At 69.6% G+C, this 18920-nt stretch carries 16 protein-coding genes; 4 read left to right on the top strand and 12 right to left on the bottom strand.

What is annotated here, in order from left to right; all coding sequences use genetic code 11:
- Positions 1 to 105: 105 nt before the first annotated feature.
- Together JR064_RS01220 and JR064_RS01215 are read left to right on the top strand one after the other, a co-directional pair.
- A complete protein-coding gene (locus JR064_RS01220) occupies positions 106 to 1791 on the top strand; it encodes a sensor domain-containing diguanylate cyclase (RefSeq protein ID WP_206228540.1) in 1686 nt (561 codons plus the stop codon).
- Positions 1788 to 2744, top strand: coding sequence for a C40 family peptidase (locus tag JR064_RS01215; RefSeq protein ID WP_241092791.1), 957 nt, complete (start codon positions 1788 to 1790; stop codon positions 2742 to 2744). Before JR064_RS01220 ends, JR064_RS01215 begins: the two co-directional genes overlap by 4 nt.
- A gap of 359 nt (positions 2745 to 3103) precedes the next feature.
- Here the strand turns inward: JR064_RS01215 and JR064_RS01210 are convergent, their stop codons facing one another.
- Genes JR064_RS01210 through yidD form a run of 3 tightly spaced genes read right to left on the bottom strand, consistent with a single transcriptional unit; the run spans position 3104 to position 5571 of the window.
- Entirely contained in the window at positions 3104 to 3964 is an 861-nt protein-coding gene (locus JR064_RS01210; RefSeq protein WP_206228539.1) for a M23 family metallopeptidase, read from the bottom strand.
- Positions 3964 to 5298 (bottom strand): dihydroorotase, encoded by a 1335-nt coding sequence (locus JR064_RS01205; RefSeq protein ID WP_206228538.1) that lies wholly within the window; start codon positions 5296 to 5298, stop codon positions 3964 to 3966. The genes JR064_RS01210 and JR064_RS01205 overlap by 1 nt, the downstream gene beginning before the upstream one ends.
- On the bottom strand, positions 5299 to 5571 hold the full coding sequence (gene yidD / locus JR064_RS01200) for a membrane protein insertion efficiency factor YidD (RefSeq protein WP_179565541.1): 273 nt from the start codon (positions 5569 to 5571) through the stop codon (positions 5299 to 5301).
- A 130-nt stretch (positions 5572 to 5701) separates the two neighbouring features.
- Between yidD and dksA the strand changes: the two genes are divergently transcribed.
- Entirely contained in the window at positions 5702 to 6802 is a 1101-nt protein-coding gene (gene dksA / locus JR064_RS23275) for an RNA polymerase-binding protein DksA (protein WP_206228537.1), read from the top strand.
- A 275-nt stretch (positions 6803 to 7077) separates the two neighbouring features.
- Here dksA and JR064_RS01190 read toward each other — a convergent pair whose 3' ends face one another.
- From JR064_RS01190 to JR064_RS01150, 9 genes are all read right to left on the bottom strand, one after another.
- Positions 7078 to 7752 carry a secreted signal peptide protein gene (locus tag JR064_RS01190; RefSeq protein ID WP_206228536.1) on the bottom strand — a complete coding sequence of 225 codons (675 nt, stop codon included), beginning with the start codon at positions 7750 to 7752 and terminating at the stop codon, positions 7078 to 7080.
- A gap of 68 nt (positions 7753 to 7820) precedes the next feature.
- Positions 7821 to 8612 carry a hypothetical protein gene (locus JR064_RS01185; RefSeq protein ID WP_206228535.1) on the bottom strand — a complete coding sequence of 264 codons (792 nt, stop codon included), beginning with the start codon at positions 8610 to 8612 and terminating at the stop codon, positions 7821 to 7823.
- Positions 8613 to 8963: 351 nt separating this feature from the next.
- On the bottom strand, positions 8964 to 9353 hold the full coding sequence (locus JR064_RS01180) for a hypothetical protein (protein ID WP_206228534.1): 390 nt from the start codon (positions 9351 to 9353) through the stop codon (positions 8964 to 8966).
- 73 nt (positions 9354 to 9426) lie between these two features.
- A complete protein-coding gene (locus JR064_RS22995) occupies positions 9427 to 10257 on the bottom strand; it encodes a hypothetical protein (protein ID WP_241092790.1) in 831 nt (276 codons plus the stop codon).
- 107 nt (positions 10258 to 10364) lie between these two features.
- Positions 10365 to 12026 (bottom strand): outer membrane protein assembly factor BamB family protein, encoded by a 1662-nt coding sequence (locus JR064_RS01170; RefSeq protein WP_241092789.1) that lies wholly within the window; start codon positions 12024 to 12026, stop codon positions 10365 to 10367.
- Positions 12027 to 12028: 2 nt separating this feature from the next.
- Entirely contained in the window at positions 12029 to 12961 is a 933-nt protein-coding gene (locus tag JR064_RS01165; RefSeq protein ID WP_241092788.1) for an alpha/beta hydrolase family protein, read from the bottom strand.
- A 26-nt stretch (positions 12962 to 12987) separates the two neighbouring features.
- Entirely contained in the window at positions 12988 to 13563 is a 576-nt protein-coding gene (locus tag JR064_RS01160) for a 2OG-Fe(II) oxygenase (RefSeq protein WP_003470112.1), read from the bottom strand.
- A gap of 119 nt (positions 13564 to 13682) precedes the next feature.
- Positions 13683 to 15854 (bottom strand): peptidase domain-containing ABC transporter, encoded by a 2172-nt coding sequence (locus tag JR064_RS01155; protein WP_206228722.1) that lies wholly within the window; start codon positions 15852 to 15854, stop codon positions 13683 to 13685.
- Positions 15855 to 15892: 38 nt separating this feature from the next.
- On the bottom strand, positions 15893 to 17167 hold the full coding sequence (locus JR064_RS01150) for a beta-barrel domain-containing protein (RefSeq protein WP_241092787.1): 1275 nt from the start codon (positions 17165 to 17167) through the stop codon (positions 15893 to 15895).
- 621 nt (positions 17168 to 17788) lie between these two features.
- Between JR064_RS01150 and JR064_RS01145 the strand changes: the two genes are divergently transcribed.
- Positions 17789 to 18910, top strand: a complete 1122-nt coding sequence (locus JR064_RS01145; protein ID WP_206228532.1) for an alpha/beta hydrolase — start codon at positions 17789 to 17791, stop codon at positions 18908 to 18910.
- The last annotated feature ends 10 nt before the right edge of the window (positions 18911 to 18920 follow it).

The following is an 18920-nucleotide window of genomic DNA, read 5'->3' as shown; positions in this document are numbered from 1 at the left end:
AGGGCGTCGCTGGCGAGCGGCGCGTCCGTCGCGGCGCCAGACGCCAGCGGTTGCACGCCGGACACATGGCCCGTCCCCATCGCGCCGGCCGGCCCTGATCGACGTATGACGCGTTTGTGCCGTTGCTCGCGCTGGCTGCTGTTGCTGTGCCTGTGCGTGGCCGAAGGCGCGCTAGCGCAGCACGTGCACCTGCAACGCCTGCCGGCCGATCCGCCGGCCGCCGAGGTGGTGGCGGGCGCGCATCTGGCGCAAGTGCAGGACGGTGCGCATGGCAGCGCCCTGTACGAGCCGCTGAAGACGCCGACCTGGTGGCGCGTCCGCGCCGACCGTGCGATCGGCGCGGACGGCGATCCGCAACTGGTGCTGCAGGCGCCGTACCTGACCCGGGTCGAGGCCTGGGTGCCGGGCCAGGCCGCGCCGACCAGGCACGCGCTGTACGGCGCCGATGCCGACCTGCGCTATTCGACCCGCGCGCTGGTTATCGCGCTGCCGCACGGCCTGCCGCAGGGCGCCTCGGTGTGGCTGCGGGTGCATGCGGCGGCGGCGATCCCGATGCCGGTGTCGATCGCGCCGCTGGCGCAGGTGCACCGCGACGACCTGCACTACGTCGGCTGGCGCGCCTTCATCATCGGCTCGACCGTGGTGCTGGCGATCCTGGCGATCGCGCTGTGGGCACGCCTGCGCGAGCGGGTCTACGGCTACTTCACCGCCAACGTGCTGTGCGTGCTGCTGTATCTGCTGGGCATCGGCGGCGAAGCGCGGGCGGTGCCGGGCCTGGACATCCTGTTCGCTTCTTCGCCGGCGCCGATACGGATCGTGGCGGCGCTCGGCGGCTTCTTCATCATCAATTTCCAGCGCCGGCAGCTGGAAATGCACCGGCACCTGCCGCGGCTGGACCGGGTGCTGCAGGCCTGCGCCATGCTCTTGCTGTGCATCGCCGCGGCCTGCGCGATCTCGACGGCGGCGTGGCTGAGCCTGCTCGGCAACCTCACGCTGATCGTCGGCGCCATGTTGCTGCTGCCGTGCTCGCTGCTGCTCGCCTTGCGCGGGCAGCGCTACGCCTGGCACCTGCTGGCGTCGTGGGCGCCGCTGCTGACGTTCTGCGTGTTGCGCTGCCTGGAACTGAGCGGATGGCTGCGCCTGGACCAGGCCACGCCCTGGGTGGCGCACGGCATCAGCCTGGCGCTGGCCAGTTCGTGCCTGCTGGTGACGATCGGCCTAGCCGAACAGATGCTGGAACTGCGCCGCGACCGCGACCGGGTGAACCGGCTGGCGACGGTGGACGGCCTCACCGGCATGCTGACCCGCGCGGCGATGCAGCAGCGCCTGGCGCAGGCGATGCTGGACGCCGCGGCCGCCGCGCAGCCGCTGGCCGTGGCCTATATCGACATCGACCACTTCAAGCGCATCAACGACGTGCATGGCCATGCCGCCGGCGACGACTGCCTGCGCTGGGTCGCCGCCTGCGCCCGCGCGCGCCTGCGCAGCACCGACACGCTCGGCCGCCAGGGCGGCGACGAAATGCTGGTGCTGATCCCGGGCGCCACGCTCGCCGCGGCGCAGCGCGTGGCCGAGGACATCCGCCGGCATCTGCACGAACAGCCGCTGCAGCGTGGCGGGCAGACGCTGTCATGCACGCTGAGCGTCGGCGTGGCCCAATGGCAGCCGGGCGAGAGCATCGAGTCGCTGCTGCAGCGCGCCGACGCCGCGCTCTACGCCAGCAAGGCCGCCGGCCGCAACCGGGTCAGCGCGTCCCCCATCACGTCCCCCCACGAGGAGTCGCCGCCATGACCGCACGTCCCGCCGTTTCCCCGATCGATCCCGCGCAACTGCGCGTCGCCGACATCCTGTTGCAATTGGGCCGGGGGCCGGTCTCGGAACTGATCGCCTGGTGCGGCGACAGCATCTACAGCCATGCCGCGATCGTGGCCGACCAGGGCGACCTGATCGAGGCCGCGGCCAAGGGCGTGCGCCGCTATCCGCTGCAGCAGCGGTTGGCCGATACCGGCAACTATCTGCTGATCGACGCCTATCGCCCGCTCAGCTATGCCGGCGTCGCGCTGGACGATGCCGATCGCGCCAGCGTGCTGGCCAAGGCGCAGTCGCTGCTCGGCGTTCCGTATCCGCTGGACAGCCTGGCCACGCTGGGCGTGCTGGTGGCGATCCGCGGCAAGTGGCCGCAGCACTGGCTGGCGCGGATCGTGGTGCGCGAGGCGCTGGACCACCTGGTCCGCGACAACCCCTCGCACATGGTGTGCAGCGAGGTGGTGTATCGCGCCCTGGCCGAATGCGACGCGCAGCCGAGCGGACGGCTGGCGCCGCAGATCGTGCTCAGCGGGCCGACCCACCTGCCGTTTCCGGACATGGACTGGAAGGCGCTGTGGGAGGAGGTGTGGCAGCTGTTGCATCCGCAGCGGCAGCAGGCGCTCGGCGACGTGGCGCAGCGCCTGGCCGCAGTGGAAGGCGCGCCGGCGGGCATGCTGGCGGCGTCGCTGACCGCGGTCGGCGACGACGAGCTGGCCGCGCGCGCCAATGCGGTGCGCGCCGGGCTGGGCCTGGAGCCGCTGCCGGTCACCACGCAGGCGGAGGACGACGGTTCGCTGCTGCTGGAGGCGGCTGCCGACGCCACGCCGACGCCGCTGCCACATCCCAATCCCAAGCTGGTGATGCCGCTGGACCTGGCCAACAGCCCTTCGCACGTGGTGCTGGGGCGGCTGTTGCAGGCCGAGGATGCGCCGGCGTAGCGCAAGCTGCTTAAGCAGGAATTGCGTCAGCTGCGACAGTGCGTTGGCGGATGCTGCCTGTCGCGGCTGAAGCCGCTCCTACAAGGTGCGCGGGCACTTGCCGCGTGCATTGTAGGAGCGGCTTCAGCCGCGACCATGTCCGAAGCCGGAAGGTTCACCGCTGCGCCGACCGCGACTGAAGCTGTTTCGACAGAACGGGGCGAGCGCCTTCGACATTTGTGGGAGCGACTTCAGTCGCGACGGGCTCTACCGGTAAGGCCCGTCGCGACTGAAGTCGCTCCCACAAAAAAGCAGTCGCTTCGTGCGCTTCAGCGCCAGCAGCGGATCGATGCCGCTGCTGGCGCACCACCGCCAGGCTGTTACTTGGTGCGCTCCAGCACCAACAGTGGATCGATGCGCACGTCGAACCAGTTCATCCCCCAATGCAGATGCGGACCGGTCGCGCGCCCGGTGGCGCCGACCGCGCCGAGCACCTGGCCCTGGGCGATGCGGTCGCCGACCTTCACGTCGATCCGCGACAGGTGCAGGAAGTTGGAGCTGACGCCGTAGCCGTGGTCGAGCAGCACGGTGCCGCCGGTCAGGTACAGGTCCGGCGCGGCGAAGGTGACCACGCCGGCGGCCGGCGCCTTGACCGGGGTGCCGGTGGGCACGGCGATGTCCATGCCGGAGTGGCCGGCGCCGGGTTGCCCGTTGTACACGCGGGCATTGCCGAAGCGGCCGCTGATGCGGCCCTGCACCGGCCAGATGAAGGGCGTAGCGAAATCGGTGCGGTCGTCGTCGCGGTCGCGCGCAGCGGTGACCTGCGCCTGCTCGCGCTTGATCCGCTCGGCGATCGCCGGCGGCGGGTTGACCGTCTTCGGCGGCACGCCGTTGACGCGTTCGAGCGGCCAGTCGCGCGGGGTCACCGCGATGTCGATGCTCTCGCTGCCGCCGTCGGCGCGCTGCACCAGGATCCGCAACGGGCCGCGTTCGTCGCGGCCGATGCCGAACACCACGCTGCCGTAGCCGCTGACCCGCAGCGTGCGCCCGGCGTACTGCACGCGGCTGCCGGGTGCCACCTTGCCGATCACCAGCGCGCCCTGCGAGGCGCTGGCGGGGAACACGCTGCGCGTGTCGGCGCTGGCGGCGGACCCGGCCTGCGCCTGCAGCGACGGGATCGCCAGCGCCGCCGCCAGCAGGCCGAGCGCCAGCGCGGCGCCCGGCACGCGTGCGCGCCGCATCAGCGGTCGAACGCCAGGCGCTGCCCGTTCGGGCTGCCGACCAGGCGCGCGCCGTCCCAGGCCAGTGCGCCGTTGACCCAGGTCGCGGCGATCTTGGAGCGGAACGTGCGGCCTTCGAACGGCGACCAGCCGCACTTGGACAGGATGTCCTCGCGGCGCACGGTGAAGGGCGTATCGTCGATCAGCACCAGGTCGGCGTGATAGCCCTCGCGCAGGAAGCCGCGCTCGTGCACGTCGAACAGCAGCGCCGGCGCATGCGCGAACTTGTGCACCACCTGGGCCACGCTGAGCCGGCCTTCGTGCACCAGCTCCAGCGCCGCGACCAGCGCGTACTGCACCAGCGGCAGGCCCGAGGGCGCCTGCGCATACGGCTTGCTCTTCTCTTCCCAGGTGTGCGGCGCGTGGTCGGTGGCGAGCACGTCGATCACGTCCTCGGCCAGCGCGCGGATCAGCGCTTCGCGGTCGCTGGCGTCCTTGATCGCCGGGTTGCACTTGATCAGGTTGCCCAGCGCCGCGTAGTCGGCGCGGTCGAAGCGCAGGAAGTGGATGCAGGTCTCGGCGGTGATGCGCTTGCCCTGGATCGGGCCGGGCGCGAACAGCGCCAGTTCGTCGGCGGTGGAGATGTGCAGTACGTGCAGGCGGGTGCCGTGCTTCTTCGCCAGCGACACCGCCAGCTGCGAGGATTTGAGGCAGGCCTCGCGCGAGCGGATGTCCGGATGCATCTCCGGGGTCAATGCGTCGCCGTACTTTTCCTTGAACGCGGCCAGGGTCGCGTCGATGGTCGGGGTGTCTTCGCAATGGGTGATGATCGGGGTCGGCGCGTCGCGGAAGATCGCGTCCAGGGTCTGCGGGTTGTCGACCAGCATGTTGCCGGTGGAGGCGCCCATGAACACCTTGATCCCGGGTGCGGTCTTCGGGTCCAGGGTCTGGATCGCGGCCAGATTGTCGTTGCTGGCGCCGAGGTAGAAGCCGTAGTTGCCCCAGGCGCGGCCGGCGGCGGCGTCGTACTTGGCCTGCAGCGCCGCCGCGTCCAGGGTCGGCGGGTTGGTGTTGGGCATGTCCATGAAGCTGGTCAGGCCGCCGGCCACCGCGGCCGCGGACTCGCTGGCGATGTCGCCCTTGTGGGTCAGGCCGGGTTCGCGGAAGTGCACCTGGTCGTCGATCATGCCGGGCAGCAGCCAGCGCCCGGCGGCGTCGACCACGGTCTCGCCCTCGCGGGCGGCCAGGTGCGGGGCGATCGCGGCGATGCGGCCGTCGGCGATGCGCAGGTCGCCCTGGGTTTCCTGGCCTTCGTTGACCAGGCGGGCGTTGACGATGAGGGTGGAGGAGGACATTCAGTGTTTTCCTGGGCAGCGGCAGGCCGGCGGCGCCGCGGGATCGGGCACCGGGTCGAACCCGCCGGGATGGAAGGGATGGCAGCGGCCGACGCGGCGGGCGGCCATCCAGCCCCCGCGCAGCGCGCCGTAGCGGGCGATGGCGGTGACCGCGTAGGCCGAGCAACTGGGCACGAAGCGGCAGCGCGGGCCCAGCAGGGGGCTGATGAAGCGCTGGTACAGGTGCAGCAAGGCGATGAGAGCGCGGGCGATCACCCGGCCATGATATGCCAGTTGCGCAACGGGCCGTCGCTCACCGGCCTGCCGTTCACCGGCGTGTAGACGGTGTGGTTGCCGCTGGGGGTAGGGTAGGCTATAAAGGCCCGCTTTCCCGGGCCCCGGGGAAACCAAGGAAGAGCGATTCGTGGCTGCTAAAAAACCTGCAAAGAAGGCCGTCAAGGCCGCCAAGAAGCCCGTCCAGCCCGTTGCCAAGAAGGCGACGGCGTCCGCTGCTGCCAAGCCGCTGAAGAAACCGGTGGCCAAGCCGGCAGCCAAGCCCGCGCCGGCCAAGAAGGCCCCGGCCAAGCCAGCCAAGGCGGTGGCGAAGAAGCCGGCGCCCAAGCCGGTTGCCGCCGCGCCGGCCAAGAAGGCCCCGACCAAGCCGGCTGCCAAGCCAGCGAAAGCCGCCGCCAAATCCAGCGCCGCGCCGGTCGCCAAGCAGGCGGCAGCCGCAGCCAAGCAGGCCACGCCCGCAGTGAAGCCAAAGCAGGCCACCGCCCCGGTCGCCCCGGCGGTGTCCAAATCCGTACCGAAGCCGGCTGCCAAGCCGGCGCCGGCCAAGTCTGTCCCGGCCAAGGCCGCCACGCCCGCCGCAGCACCGGTTTCCCAGCCGGTCGCCGCCAAGCCCGCTGCGCCCTCGGCCCCGCCACATAAGAATCCCGTGTCCGTTTCGAAATCCTCCGCGAAAACCCCCACCAAATCCGAATCCACCCCCAAGGCGCCGATCGCCAAGCCGACCGGCAAGGTCGCCGTCGCGGTGACCGCCAAGTCCAATACCCCCGCCAAGCCGGCCAAGTACAAGGTGGTCGAGTACAAGACCGACGAAGCGACCGGTCGTCCGATCCTGCCCAAGGGCTACAAGCCGGCCGGCGACGAGGAGTACATGAGCACGCTGCAGCAGGAGTACTTCCGCCAGCGCCTGCTCAACTGGCGTGCCGACCTGGTCGAGGAATCCAAGCAGACCATCGAGAACCTGCGCGACGAAGTCCGCGACATCGGCGACGAAGCCGAGCGCGCCACCCGCGAGACCGAGAACTCGCTGGAACTGCGCACCCGCGACCGCTACCGCAAGCTGATCGGCAAGATCGACAGCACGCTCAAGCGACTGGATGCCGGCGACTACGGTTACTGCGTGGATACCGGCGAAGAGATCGGCCTGGAGCGCCTGGAGGCGCGCCTGACCGCCGAGCGCACCATCGATGCGCAGGAGCGCTGGGAACACCTGCAGAAGCAGCAGGGCGACTGATTCGCTCAACCTTCGTCTGCGTTCGCCCAAGGCCCTGCTCGCGCGGGGCCTTGTGCTTTCTGGCGATCGCGCCGATCCGCCTGTCTGCTGCCAAGCGTGCGATCGGGTGCAGCCGCGGTGGGCGTGGCGCTAGCGTTCGCGGCGCACGCGCGGCCGCTGCGCCTGGCGCGTAGGCGACGGCGCGTGGGCAGCTCCCGCGCTGCGGCCGGTCCCGTGCCGGCCGACCGGCGCTGCGGCGCAAGCCGGGCACCGCGCCAAGGAGACGACGGCGACCTTCAGTGGACGCCGTTGACCAGCCCGCTGTTCGCGTCCTTGCGCAGTTGCAGGCCGGGCAGGCCGAAGCTGTCCAGGTCCGCCTTGCTGGCGGCGATGTTCAAGCCGACGATGGCCGAGGTGTCCGGATCCACGTCCACGCCCAGCGGCATGGCCGCGAACTGTACGTAGTCGCGGCTGGCGTTCCATTGCGGTTGGCCGCCGATCGCCTGCAGCAGGCGGTCGATGTGGGTGCCGGCCGGCTGGCCGAGCAGGTCGAAGGGCAAGGGAACCTTCGGATCGGCGAAGGCGATCAGGTTGGTGACCCGGTCGTCGCGGAAGCCCACCGCCAACTGGCTGTAGGCGAGCGTGCCGGCCGCACGCGGATGGCGCGCCAGTTGCGCGTTGAGCTCGCGTGGGTACAGGTAGACGATGCTGAGCGTCTGCGGGTGCGCGGCATCGGCGCGGGTGATGTCCGGCTGGCCGAGCGCGGCCAGGACCTGTTGCTTGCGCATGCCCAGCGCGACCGGGCCGATGCGTGTGCACGCAGCGGGCAGGGTGGCCGCGCTGGCGGAGGCGGCGAAGGCCTGCTGCAACGCGTGCGTGCAGGCGGCGGCGTCGCTGCCGGCGGCGTGGGCCTGCGCGATGGCCATGCCGAAGGCGAGCAGGCCGAACAGCGAAAGGGAGCGGGGTGTCATGGGGATCTCCGTGGCGTGTCGTGGTGAATGAGGCCGGGATGCGCATCCCGGCCTCACTGCTGAGTGAATTAGTTGCCGTGCCAGCCTTCGCGGTGGCCGTAGGCCGTGACGAACGCGTTTTGCTGGGCGCTGCTCAACGAGCTCCACTGGTCGTTCGGATTCAGGCCCGAATTGGTGGTGATCGTGGTGATCATTTCCGAGGTCGGGTTCTCGCTCGGCGGCGACCATGTGGTGATGATCTGGCTGAGCGTGGCGGTGCCGTTGTTGTTGTCGTTGATGCGGTTCATGTTGGCCACCGCAGCGTCGAGTCCGGCCTGGGGATTGGAGAAGATCGCGAAGCCGCGATCGTCGCCGAGCGAACCGTGGTTGTCGGCGAAGCTGCCGGAACGGATGTCGAGCGGATTGTTGTCGCGGTTCGGATGGGTACCGGTGACTTCCTGGGTGGAGCCGTCCGCCGCGGTATAGGTCACCGTGGTGCCGCTGGCCGTTGCGGACGTGGCCGGCTTGTCGTTGCTGCCGGCGCCACCGTCGCCTTCGCCACCGTCGCTGCCATCGCCGCCGTCGCCATCGCCGTCACCATCACCGTCGCCGTCGCCGCCATCTCCCTCGCCGCCATCGCCTTCTCCGCCCTCGCCACCTTCACCGCCTTCGGCCTCGATCGGCGCCTCGTACTCGGCAACGGTCTGCATCCCCACCGCCTTGTGCATCGCCGCGTGGTGGTGATGGGTCTTGGCCTTGGCGTGATGCGTCTTCTTGTGCGCCTTGGCGTGATGGATCGAGCTGGATAGCGGATGTGCGCCGATCGAAGTGCGGGTGCCGCCGGCGACCATATCGATTTCGATGATATCGAGCGTTCTCATGTAGATCCTTTGACATGTTGCGGGGAAGGAGCCGTCCTCGCTTCGGCTGATCCGTCCGCGCGGCGCATGGCCGCACGCCCGGATCGATCCTGCCGCGCGCACTGCGCTACGGCGACGCGAGGAGCGCGCGGCCGGCCGTGCTTTTCCCGGCTGTACGCAAACGCTCGAACGCGTGGAAAATGAGTCATGTAGGTCGGCATGCCGATGCGTTCCGGAACCGGAGGGCCTTACAACGCCAGGCGCCGCTTGCGCTCGCAGGCAGGCGCGACCCGGTAGCTGCAGGGCTGGTACGTGCCATGGCGGACTCCGGCAGTCGCGCTTTCCGCAGCGGACAAGCGGCGTGCCGAACGATCACATGTGGCTTTGCGCCGCCGCTCCCTCGCTGGAACACACCAGCTTCAACTCCAACTGGCGGACGGTCCAATGCGACGGCGTGTCGATCGTCCCGGTGGCGTGGACCTGGTAGGCGGGACAGTCCGCATCCTCCTCGGGATTGTCCTTGATATCGCAGCTGCCCTCGATCAGGAACGCGTGCGTCCCCTTTGCCGCGCTGCGGGTGAATTTCAGGTTCGGGCACGCGCCGAACGTCCTCGACAGGACGATATCGTTCTTCAGGACATAGGCCAGCGCTTGTCCGGCTTCGTTGTTGCCGGGCGCCGGTTGCATCGCCTGCGACGCGCCTTGCACGGCGAAGACGAGAAGCGAGGCCATGCACATGCGCGGCAGCCAGAGGGGCTTCATGGGGCATCTCCGATAGGTGAGTGTCTTCCGGGCCGCAGTGGCTGCGGCCCGGAAGAGGGAAGTGAGGTTCGAATTACTTGAAGACGCTGATATGCACGTGCGTCGTGTCGCCGCTTTCTCGGCTGGCGGCGGTCCAGTCCGCGGTGGGGCTGGAGCGGATGAAATTGCCGGCGGGACCTTCCACGTAGCTGACGTTGGGATCGTTCATCGCGGCGTTCTCCAGCGCCTGCGCGTTGTCGAAGCCCGTGCCGCTGGTGCCGACATGCACGTCGTTGATGATGTTGATATCGACAGCGTTACCGGTGTAGTGGGCAGAGTTGGGGTTGTGGCTGCCGTTGGTCGTCGCGGAGATGTCGATGCTGTCGACGCCGGTGTCGCTGTCGAGCACCGAGTTCAGCGCCGAGGCCATCTTGGACGTGACCGGATTGTCGCTGCTCGAACCGTCTTGCGTGTTCTGGTAGGTGATCGAAACGGTCCTGCCATCGCTGGTCTGGTGGCTGCTGCCTATGCTGGTATCGGCCGGCCCGTTGCCGTCCGCATCGTTGCCGTCGTCGTAACCGCCGCCGCCGTCGCCTTCGCCACCCTCGCCACCTTCGCCGCCTTCGCCTCCCTCTCCACCCTCACCGCCTTCGCCTCCCTCACCTCCCTCACCACCCTCACCACCCTCACCACCTTCGCCGCCTTCGCCGCCTTCGGCCTCGATCGGCGCGTCGAACTCGGCGACCGTCTGCATCGCGGCCGACTTGTGCATCGCCGCGTGGTGGTGATGGGCCTTGGCCTTGGCGTGGTGCACTTTCTTGTGCGCTTTGGCGTGATGGATCGAGGTGGACAACGGGTGCGCGCCGATCGAAGCGCGCGTGCCGCCGGCGACCATGTCGATTTCGATGATATCGAGCGTTCTCATGTTGATCCTTTGACATGTTTGCGGGGAAAACCGTCCTCGCTTCGGCTGATCCGGTGGCACGCCGTTCCTGGCCGCGCGTCCGGATCGATCCTGCCGCGCGCGCCGCGCTACGACGACGCGGCAAGCGCCTGGCCGGCCGCGCCTTCCCCGGCCTCGCGCAAACGCTCGAACGCGTAGAGATGGTTCATGTAGGTGGAGACGAAGATGCGCCGGCCGTCCGGCGAGACCGCGACGCCGTTGGTGACCGCATCCGGCAGTTGCAGCACGCCCTTGGTTTCCAGCGTGTCGATGTCGATCTCCACGACGCGGCCGCCATTGCTGCCGACGATGACGCGATTGCCCACGCGCTTGGGCGAGGCATACACCCGCGCGCGCAGATTGATCTTCTTGAGCAGCTGCATGGTGTCCACGTCGATGACGTACAGATGCCGGTCGCCGGAGCCGCAGAACAGCTTGTTGCCGGCGAACAGCGGCGTGGTGTAGCAGATCTCGTCGGTCTGCCATTCGCCGCGCTTCTCGCCGGTGGCCACGTCGAGGAGGTAGATCGACTTGTCGAAGGAGGCGAAGGCGGTCAGCCGGCGCTGTTCGTCGACGGCGGGCGCGTATTTCACCGAGCGCCGCGTCGGGAAGCGCCACACGATGCGGCCGGTCTTGGCCTCGAGCGCGAGCGTCTCGTGATCGGCGCTGCCCCAGATCACCAGGTCGCCGCCTTCCCAATAGCCTGGCGAGCCGTGCTGCAGCTTCTCGACCTGATGTTCCCAGACCTTCTCGCCCGTGCCCATGTCGTAGGCGGCCAGGCTGCCCTGCGCCCAGGGGCGGACGTACTCGATGCCGACATACAGCAGGTTGTGCTGCGGCAGCAGCAGCGGCGAGGCGCCGATCCAGTCGCCGTCCGGATGCGTCCAGATCTCCTCGCCGCTCTGCGCGTCCAGGCAATAGACGGTGCCGTTGTAGGCGCCGAAGTACAGGCGCCCGTCGTGATGGGCGGGGCACGACCAGATGCCTTTCTTGGTATAGGCCGCGCCGGTCACCTGGTATTCCCACAGCAGCCCGCCGGTCTCGGCGGAGAACGCCTGCATCTTCGACGCGTCGCAGCCGCGGAAGATGGTGTCGCCGACCAGCAGCGGCGCGGACTTCGGTACCACGTGATAGGCGAAGCCGCCCGGTGTCGCCGTTCGCCACAGCTCGCGGTAGGCCTGCGTGGGGTGCGGCGGGCTGTGGTCCGGCGGAAGGTCGAAGTCCTTCAGGGTGAACAGCGATTGCACGGCGATGCCGTGGGTCTTGCGCCACTGCATGCCGGCCCTGGACAGGAAATCGACCACCACGAACACCTCGCCCAGCGGGTGGCCGGCCATGGCGATGACCGCGCGCGCCTTTTCGGCGCTGTTGCCGGAGTTGAGCGAGTCGTCGACCAGCACGATCGGCAGGTCCAGCACCTCGCCTTCGATCGCATTGCCCAGGCCTGTGGTCTTGCGGTCCTTGCGGATGATGAAGCCGTTGACCGCGCCGCGCTCTTTCGGCGCGGTCAGCAGCAACGCGGTGAGCAGCGGGATCGCCGCCGTCTCCAGGCCGCCGAGCTGGAACGGTTCGCGGCTGGCGTTGCGCTCCCAGAACGCGTGGGCGATCTGCTCGAGCGCCTCGCGCTGCATGAACACCCGGCGCAGGTCGAACAGCCAGGTGTACGCGCCGCCCTTCTTGGTGATCAGCGGAATGTTCTCGGCCGCGGTGTGCAGGCCGATGGTCTGGATGATGTCCCGGATCGATTGCATGGTCATCGTGTGCTCTGCGCGGGTGGTCGGGGAGGTCGTGGGGACGCCGCAGCGTCCAGCGTCTCGAGGTAGGCATCGACCGGCGGTCCCCAGATCGCGGAGCCGCGGCGGCCGAAGAACAGGTGATGCCCGTCGTCGCCGTAGGCGGCGGGCGCGACCAGTTCGGCGCGGCCGCCGGCCTGCACGAAGGCGCGATGCAGCGCGGCGGCCAGCGCCGGGTCGAAGAAGCTGTCGTTGCCGGTGTAGATCCACAGCATCGGCGTGCTTGCGGTCGTGCCGAAGCGGCCTGCCGCCTCGACCAGTTTTTCCGGCGCGCAATTGCTGTTGGCCCGATCGTGGAAGTGGCCGCCGCGGCCGCCGGCCATGTTGACGAAGGCCGCGACATTCGGATGCGGCAGGCTGTCGTAGGCCAGCGTGCCCCAGCCGCCGGCGGACTGGCCGACGACGATGGCGCGGTCCGGGTCGAGGCCGGGCAGGGCGGTGACGAAATCCACGATCGTCTTGAGCTGCCGCGCCGTCTCCAGGCCGGCCTTGGCGTAGTCGGCGCGGTCGCAGCCGTCGTAGCCTTCGGTCCAGGGGCCGCCGGTCGCGCCGTAGCCCAGCCGCAGCACCAGCGCGACGGCGTAGTGCCGGTGCAGGAACCATTGCGCGGATTCGCCGCTGCAGCTCTCCAGCGTCATGCCCGGCCGCTCCGACGCTTTCGCCGGCGAGCCGTGCGCGATCACCACCAGCCGTGGGCGATGCACGCCCTCGGGGCGGCACAGGCGCCCTTGCAGCGTCCATGGATGCCCGCTGTCGTCGGCGATCGGGATCCGCAACGGTTCGCCCGGGTCGGCGCGGCTGCGGCCGAGAGCGTCCGCCTTCGCCGCGTGCGGCGCCACGGCGAAGGCCAGGAGCGCCGCCACGAGCGCGCTGCGTGGCATGGTGGTCTGCATCGGAAGTCGTCTCTTGCTGTGCTGGTCTAGCGGCGGATGCGCCGCATGTGGAACGCGAGGGTGGTGCACAGCGTCGGGCAATCGCGGGCCGGGGCGCGCGACGCACGGACGATGGTCCCGTCGAACAGCACCAGCCGGCCGGGACGCGGACGGATGGAGATGCATTCGCGCGCGGCATCGTAGAACACGGTTTCGCCGGCCCAGCCGTCCTTCCATTCGGTGCTGGTGTAGAGCAGGGCGACCCGCTCCTGGTCGGACGGCTTGGCGTAGTGATGCGCGGCGCCGTCCTGTCCATGCGTGTGGCCGCTGGCGTAGGCGCGGACCAGGCCGTAGTCGGGCGCCAGTTCTTCGCGGATGTGCCGCCACACGTCGTTGAGCGACTCCAGCCCCGGCGTGGCGTTGAGCACGTCGTCGTGGATGGCCCGGTCCTGCGCGTTGCGGCTGCCGCACAGGTGGATGTGCCAGGACGGATGCGCGTCGCCGAGCAGGCCCGGGTAGACGCCGTATGCCCAGCCGCCGCGACCGCTGGCCAGTTCCGGCAGATGCTGCACGTCGACGAAGTTGTTGACGACCTTCAGGGATGACGCTTCCGATGACGACACGGCGTTACCTCATGGTTTCGTGGAGGGCGAAAGGAGCGGGGATGGGCGAGCGCCACGCGTTCCCGGCGGAGGCCGCGGCGCGGCGTCGTCGCCGACGCCCGCCAGGAGCCGGCGTGGTCTCATGGCGCGTCTCCGATGGACGACGTCGCCGCGATGGGAGCCGCGTGGCGCGGCAGCGGACGCGTCACGGCGGCCCCTTCGCACAACTCGATGACACGGTCCGCATGCGCGATGGTCTCGGGCCGGTGCGCGATGACGATGCGGGTGATGTTCAGCGCCTTGATGGCGTGGTTGAGCCGCCGTTCCATGGCGACGTCCAGGTGGCTGGTGGCTTCGTCCAGCACCAGGATCTGCGGCCGGCGATACAGCGCGCGGGCCAGGAACAGGCGCTGCTGCTGTCCGCCGGAAAGGGAAGAACCCATGTCGCCGACCAGACTGTGATAGCCCATGGGCATGGCCACGATGTCCTCGTGCACGCCGGCAAGGCGCGCTGCGTCCTCGATGTCCTGCGGCGTGGCGAGGGCGTCGAACAGACTGATGTTTTCTGCGATCGAACCGGTGAACAGGTGATCGTCCTGCATCACGCTGGCGGTCATCGCGCGATAGCGCGACTTGCCGAGCCGGCGCAGATCGATGCCGCCGATCTCGATCGATCCCTGCTGCGGGTCGAGCAGGCCGAGCAGCAGCCGGATCAAGGTGCTCTTGCCGCAGCCGGACGGACCGACGATGGCCACCGATTCGCCCGGCCGCACCGCGAAGCTGCACTCGCGCAGGATCCACGGCTCGCCTTCGGCATAGCGAAAGCCGACCTTGTTGAACGCCACGCCCGGTTCCGGCAGCGGGCCGACGTGTTCGCTGCTGGCGTAGGCTTCCGGCGCGGTCAGCACGATGTCGGCCAGGCGCTCGGCCTGCAGGCGCAGCATGCGCAGCTCGATCGCGTAATCGATCAGGCTGGCGACGCGGCTGCTGAACTGGTCGCCGTAGGCGACGAACGCGGTCAGCATGCCGACGGTGAACTGGCCCTTCAGCCCCAGCCACGCGCCCAGCCACAGCACGCCCAGCCGTTGCGCGCCGGTGGCCAGGCCCTGCAGCGCGGTGAACAGCATGTCCAGGCGCTGCACTGCGATCGAGGTGTTGAGCGTGTCGGCCGCCGCATTGAGGTAACGCCCGGTCTGCTCGGCTTCCTGGTTGTGCAGGCGGATCGTCTGCACTCCGCGCACCGCTTCCAGGAAGCGGCTGTGCTGTTTGGCGGTCACCGTGATCTGGCTGAGGTTGGCTTCGCGGTAGATGCGGAAATACAGCAGCCGCAGGCCCGCATACAGGGCCACGGCGCTCAGCACGATGGCCGACAGCAGCGGGCTGTAGACGAACAGCACGACCAGGGTGATGCCGGCCATGAGCCCGTCGAGCAGGATCTCGACGAAGCGCGTGGTCAGGGTCTGCTGGATCGCGTCGATCGCGCCGAAGCGCGACACAATGTCGCCGAGGTGGCGCGCGCCGAAGTAGGCGTGCGGCAGCCGCATCAGGTGCTGGAACACGTTGCCGGTCCAGCCCAGGTTGAAGTGGGTGCTGAGCCACATCACCGTCCAGCTGCGCAACGCGGAGACCAGCGTTTCCAGCACGATCAGCAGGGCGAAGCTGAGCCCGAGGAAGGTCAGCAGGTCGTGGTCGCCGTCGGCGATGACCTGGTCCACCACCAGTTGCATGAACAGCGGCGCGAGCAAGGCGAACAGCTCCAGCACCAGCGCCAGGCCGAAGATCTGCGCGAGCCCGCGGCCCAGGCCGCGGATCGAACCGGCGAGCGAGCGCAGCGAGACCGGCGGCGCCTCGCGCTGGCGCTGGAACGTGGGGCCTTTCGAAAACTCGATGGCGACGCCGGTGAAATGCCGCGCGACCTCGGCGAGCGGCAGGGTGCGCACGCCCACGGCCGGATCGTGCAGGGTGACCTTGCTCCTGCCGACCTCGTGCAGGACCACGAAATGGTCGAGATCCCAATGCAGCACGCACGGCGTCTGCAACTGGCCCAGTTCGTCCATCTCCAGCCGCAGCGGCCGGCTTTGCAGTCCCAGCGCGTGCGCCACTTCGATCAGGCGCCGCGCAGTCATGCCTTTCAGCGACAGGGTGAAGCGCCGGCGCAGCGCGGCCAGGTCGGTATGGTGGCCGTGGTAGCCGGCGATCATCGCCAGGCAGGCGAGTCCGCACTCGGCCGCTTCTGACTGGAGCACGTTCGGCAAGCCGCGCGTGCGCCAGAAACGCAGCCGCGGCGTGCCCTGCGCGCGAGCCGCATGCAGGCTGTCGTCGTTCGCGCTGCGATCCTCGGCGTGGCGGCTCACGAACCGCTGCTCCAGCGATGCCCCATGCCGTACAGCGGTTCGAAGATCCATTCGACGATGCGGCGCCGGTCCAGCAGCATGTCCGCCTCCAGCGCCATGCCCGGGCGCAACGGCTGCTGCTGTCCATAGGCCTGCACGTTCTGGTTGGCGAGATCCACGTGCGCCAGGTACAGCGAGTCGGTCGATGGCGGCGCGCCGCCGCCGAGCAGCAGCGTCACCTCGCCGGGCATCAGCGCGCTGCGCGAAACGCTGCGCACCACGCCATGCTGCAGGCCGAATTTCTGATAGGGGAAGGCCTGGTAGTGCAGGGTGACATCCACCCCCGGATGCACGAAACCAACCGCCTGGCTGGGCACCAGCAGCTGCGCCTGCAAACGCGAACCGTCGGGCACGATGGCCAGCAGCGGCTGCCCGAGCGACACCGACGCGCCGGGCTTCACCAGCAGCGAGGACACGATGCCGCTGGCCGGCGCGCGCAGTTCGCTGGCACGGGTCGCTTCGTTCTGCGCCAGCGCCTGTTCGACTTGCGCCAGTTGCCGGCGCAGTTCGTTGAGCTTGGCCGAGACCGCCAGCGGTAACTGGGTCAACTGGTCGTCGAGCGCGCTCAGTTGCTGGCGCGTGCCGGCGCGCTGCTGCTGCAGCGAGCGCAATTGCGATTCGTCGGCGAGCAGCGCCGATTTTTCCTGCTCGACCTGCAGCGCGGGGATGTAGCCGCCGGCCACCAGCCCGGACCACTTGTTCACCAGGTCCTGGACCAGCGCCATCTGTTTCTTCTCGATCGCGATCTGCGCGTCGATCTGCGTCAGCTGATCCTTCAGCAGGGTCTGCTGGGTGCGGTTGTCCTCGGCCTGCTTGTCGCGCAGGGTGAGCGCATCGCCGATGTCCTGGCGCAGGCTGACGGCTTGGCGCTGCAGCTGCGCACTGACGCCGGCCGCGGTATTGCCCAGCGCCTTGCTGGTGTGTTCGCCGGACAGGGACACCAGGATCTGCCCGGCGACGACGCGATCGCCTTCGGCGGCGGCGACGTGGTCGACCACGCCGACGGTGTTGGCGGTCAGGCTGATCAGGCCGGCGCGCGGCACCAGCAGGCCGGTGACGTGGACGCGCTGCGTGTAGTGTCCGGCGAACAGCCAGGCGAGGATCGCGGCGCCGATGAGCAGCGCGGCGACCGTCCATGCCTGGGTCGAGACCGGCGTGGCCAATCGCACTGTCCCCAGCCATGCCTGGCTGGGTGCGTCCAGCACCTCGCTGCGAAAAAGCGAACCTTCCATTTCACTTCTCTCCGTATGAACTTCGCACGGGAAAATGCAGGCAAGCGGCGAACCTGGCGTTCCGTCAAGGACCCTGCCGCTGGTCCGGGCGCAACGGTTCCAGGCATGGCTTTCGCGAACCTTTCGGCAGCGCGGCGCTGCGATCCGGCCATGGCGCGCGCATGCGCCGCCTGCTGCAGGCGAGTGAGACGGCGTGCGTAGTTCGCCCCTGGGACGCAAGCAAATCGACGTCGCTGCAGCGCTGGCGGGCGTGCGCGAGCGGGCTCTGCGCGTGTTGTAGACAAATGCGCTGGACCTGCCTGCGGCGACGCAGGCGCAAGCCGAAAAGGGCGAGGTTGCGCCGTTGCATCCTCGCCGCGCATGCCGGGCCGCGACCGGGTTTAAATGCGCCTGTCATGCCGCCGCCGCAGACTGGACGCGTGGCGGACGGCCACGCTGCCGCCGCCTGCCGATGCTCGCCAATCGCCTTTCCTGCCCGCCGCAGCATGTGGCCGTCGTGGTCGTGCACGCTTCCGCGACGTGGCGGGTCCGTGCTGCCGGCGCCGAGGGCGCTACGCAAGCCACGCCGCTGTGGTCGCCGCGGGCGCGGCGCCATCCGCGGCAGGCTGCGGACATGCGCGTATGACCTCTGCACCGGTGTCCGTTGCGGCGCCGCCGCCACGCCCACGTACGTCCCGCGTCTGGCGCTATGCGCGCTGGCCGCTGTTGCTCCTGCTGGTGCTGCTGGCGGTGCTGGCAGTGGGGCCGCGGGTCAGCCCGGCGCTGCCGCAGGTCGCGTTGCCGGCGGTGCCGCAGGATCCGCTTGCGCTGCAGGCCTGGCTGGACGCGCGCGAGCGGGCCACTGCCGGCCTGCGCGCGGACAACCAGGCGCGCATCGTCTGGGCCGACCCGGCGCACCCGGGACGCCGCGACTGCGCCATGGTCTATCTGCACGGCTTCACCGCCAGCCAGGGCGAGGGCGCGCCGACCCACCAACGCCTGGCGCGCAGCTTCGGCTGCAATCTGTATCTGCCGCGCTTGCCGGGGCACGGACTGGTCGCCGCCGACGCCTTGCGCGGCATCGATGCGCCGCGCCTGCTCGGCGGCGCCGCCGAGGCGTTGGCGGTGGCGCGAGTGCTTGGCCGGCGGGTGGTGGTGATCGGCAATTCGATGGGCGGCGCGCTGGCGCTGCAGACCGTGGCCGCGCACCCGCAACAGGTGCAGGCGCTGGTGCTGTGGTCGCCGCTGGTACGCGAGCACGGCGAGCAGCTGCAGCCGATGCTGTGGCCGTGGGGCGCGCAGCTGCTGCTGTGGTCGCGCAACGGCGGCGATCCGGTCATGCGTTACCCGGTCGACAGCGGCTACTGGGCCGACGCCACCCATGTCGACGGCTACCGCGCGCTGGCCGCGCTGACCCGCGGCGGCATGCTGCCGGCGACCTATGCGCGGATCCATGTGCCGGTGTTCCTCGGCTACTACTATCGCGACGCGCAGCATCAGGACGCGACGGTGTCGGTGGCGGCGATGCAGGCGATGTTCGCGCGACTGGGCACGCCGCCGGCGCTGCGCCAGGCTGTGGATTTTCCCGGCGCCGGCAATCACGTGCTGGCCTCGCCGATCCGCTCCAAGGCGGTGCCGGCGGTGTTCGCGGCGACCTGCCGGTTCCTGGCCGGCAAGGGCGGGTTGACCCAGCCGGCGAACGTGCCCGATTGCGCGGCGGCGTGGAACGCCGACGAGCGCCTGGACGCCGCCGCGGCGCGCTGAGCGCGACGCG

Source organism: Xanthomonas bonasiae, from assembly GCF_017163705.1.
GTDB classification, from domain to species: domain Bacteria; phylum Pseudomonadota; class Gammaproteobacteria; order Xanthomonadales; family Xanthomonadaceae; genus Xanthomonas_A; species Xanthomonas_A bonasiae.
Note: the sequence above shows the minus strand (reverse complement) of the source record. Positions and strands in the feature narration are given on the sequence as shown.

What these genes read in the sequence shown, in the direction of transcription:
- JR064_RS01150 (WP_241092787.1), bottom strand. Translation starts at nt 17,167, where the DNA reads ATGGAAGGTTCGCTTTTTCGCAGCGAGGTGCTGGACGCACCCAGCCAG.
- JR064_RS01170 (WP_241092789.1), bottom strand. Translation starts at nt 12,026, where the DNA reads ATGCAATCGATCCGGGACATCATCCAGACCATCGGCCTGCACACCGCG.
- JR064_RS01190 (WP_206228536.1), bottom strand. Translation starts at nt 7,752, where the DNA reads ATGACACCCCGCTCCCTTTCGCTGTTCGGCCTGCTCGCCTTCGGCATG.
- JR064_RS01210 (WP_206228539.1), bottom strand. Translation starts at nt 3,964, where the DNA reads ATGCGGCGCGCACGCGTGCCGGGCGCCGCGCTGGCGCTCGGCCTGCTG.
- JR064_RS01180 (WP_206228534.1), bottom strand. Translation starts at nt 9,353, where the DNA reads ATGAAGCCCCTCTGGCTGCCGCGCATGTGCATGGCCTCGCTTCTCGTC.
- JR064_RS22995 (WP_241092790.1), bottom strand. Translation starts at nt 10,257, where the DNA reads ATGAGAACGCTCGATATCATCGAAATCGACATGGTCGCCGGCGGCACG.
- JR064_RS01220 (WP_206228540.1), top strand. Translation starts at nt 106, where the DNA reads ATGACGCGTTTGTGCCGTTGCTCGCGCTGGCTGCTGTTGCTGTGCCTG.
- JR064_RS01205 (WP_206228538.1), bottom strand. Translation starts at nt 5,298, where the DNA reads ATGTCCTCCTCCACCCTCATCGTCAACGCCCGCCTGGTCAACGAAGGC.
- JR064_RS01145 (WP_206228532.1), top strand. Translation starts at nt 17,789, where the DNA reads ATGACCTCTGCACCGGTGTCCGTTGCGGCGCCGCCGCCACGCCCACGT.
- JR064_RS01185 (WP_206228535.1), bottom strand. Translation starts at nt 8,612, where the DNA reads ATGAGAACGCTCGATATCATCGAAATCGATATGGTCGCCGGCGGCACC.
- JR064_RS01215 (WP_241092791.1), top strand. Translation starts at nt 1,788, where the DNA reads ATGACCGCACGTCCCGCCGTTTCCCCGATCGATCCCGCGCAACTGCGC.
- JR064_RS01165 (WP_241092788.1), bottom strand. Translation starts at nt 12,961, where the DNA reads ATGCAGACCACCATGCCACGCAGCGCGCTCGTGGCGGCGCTCCTGGCC.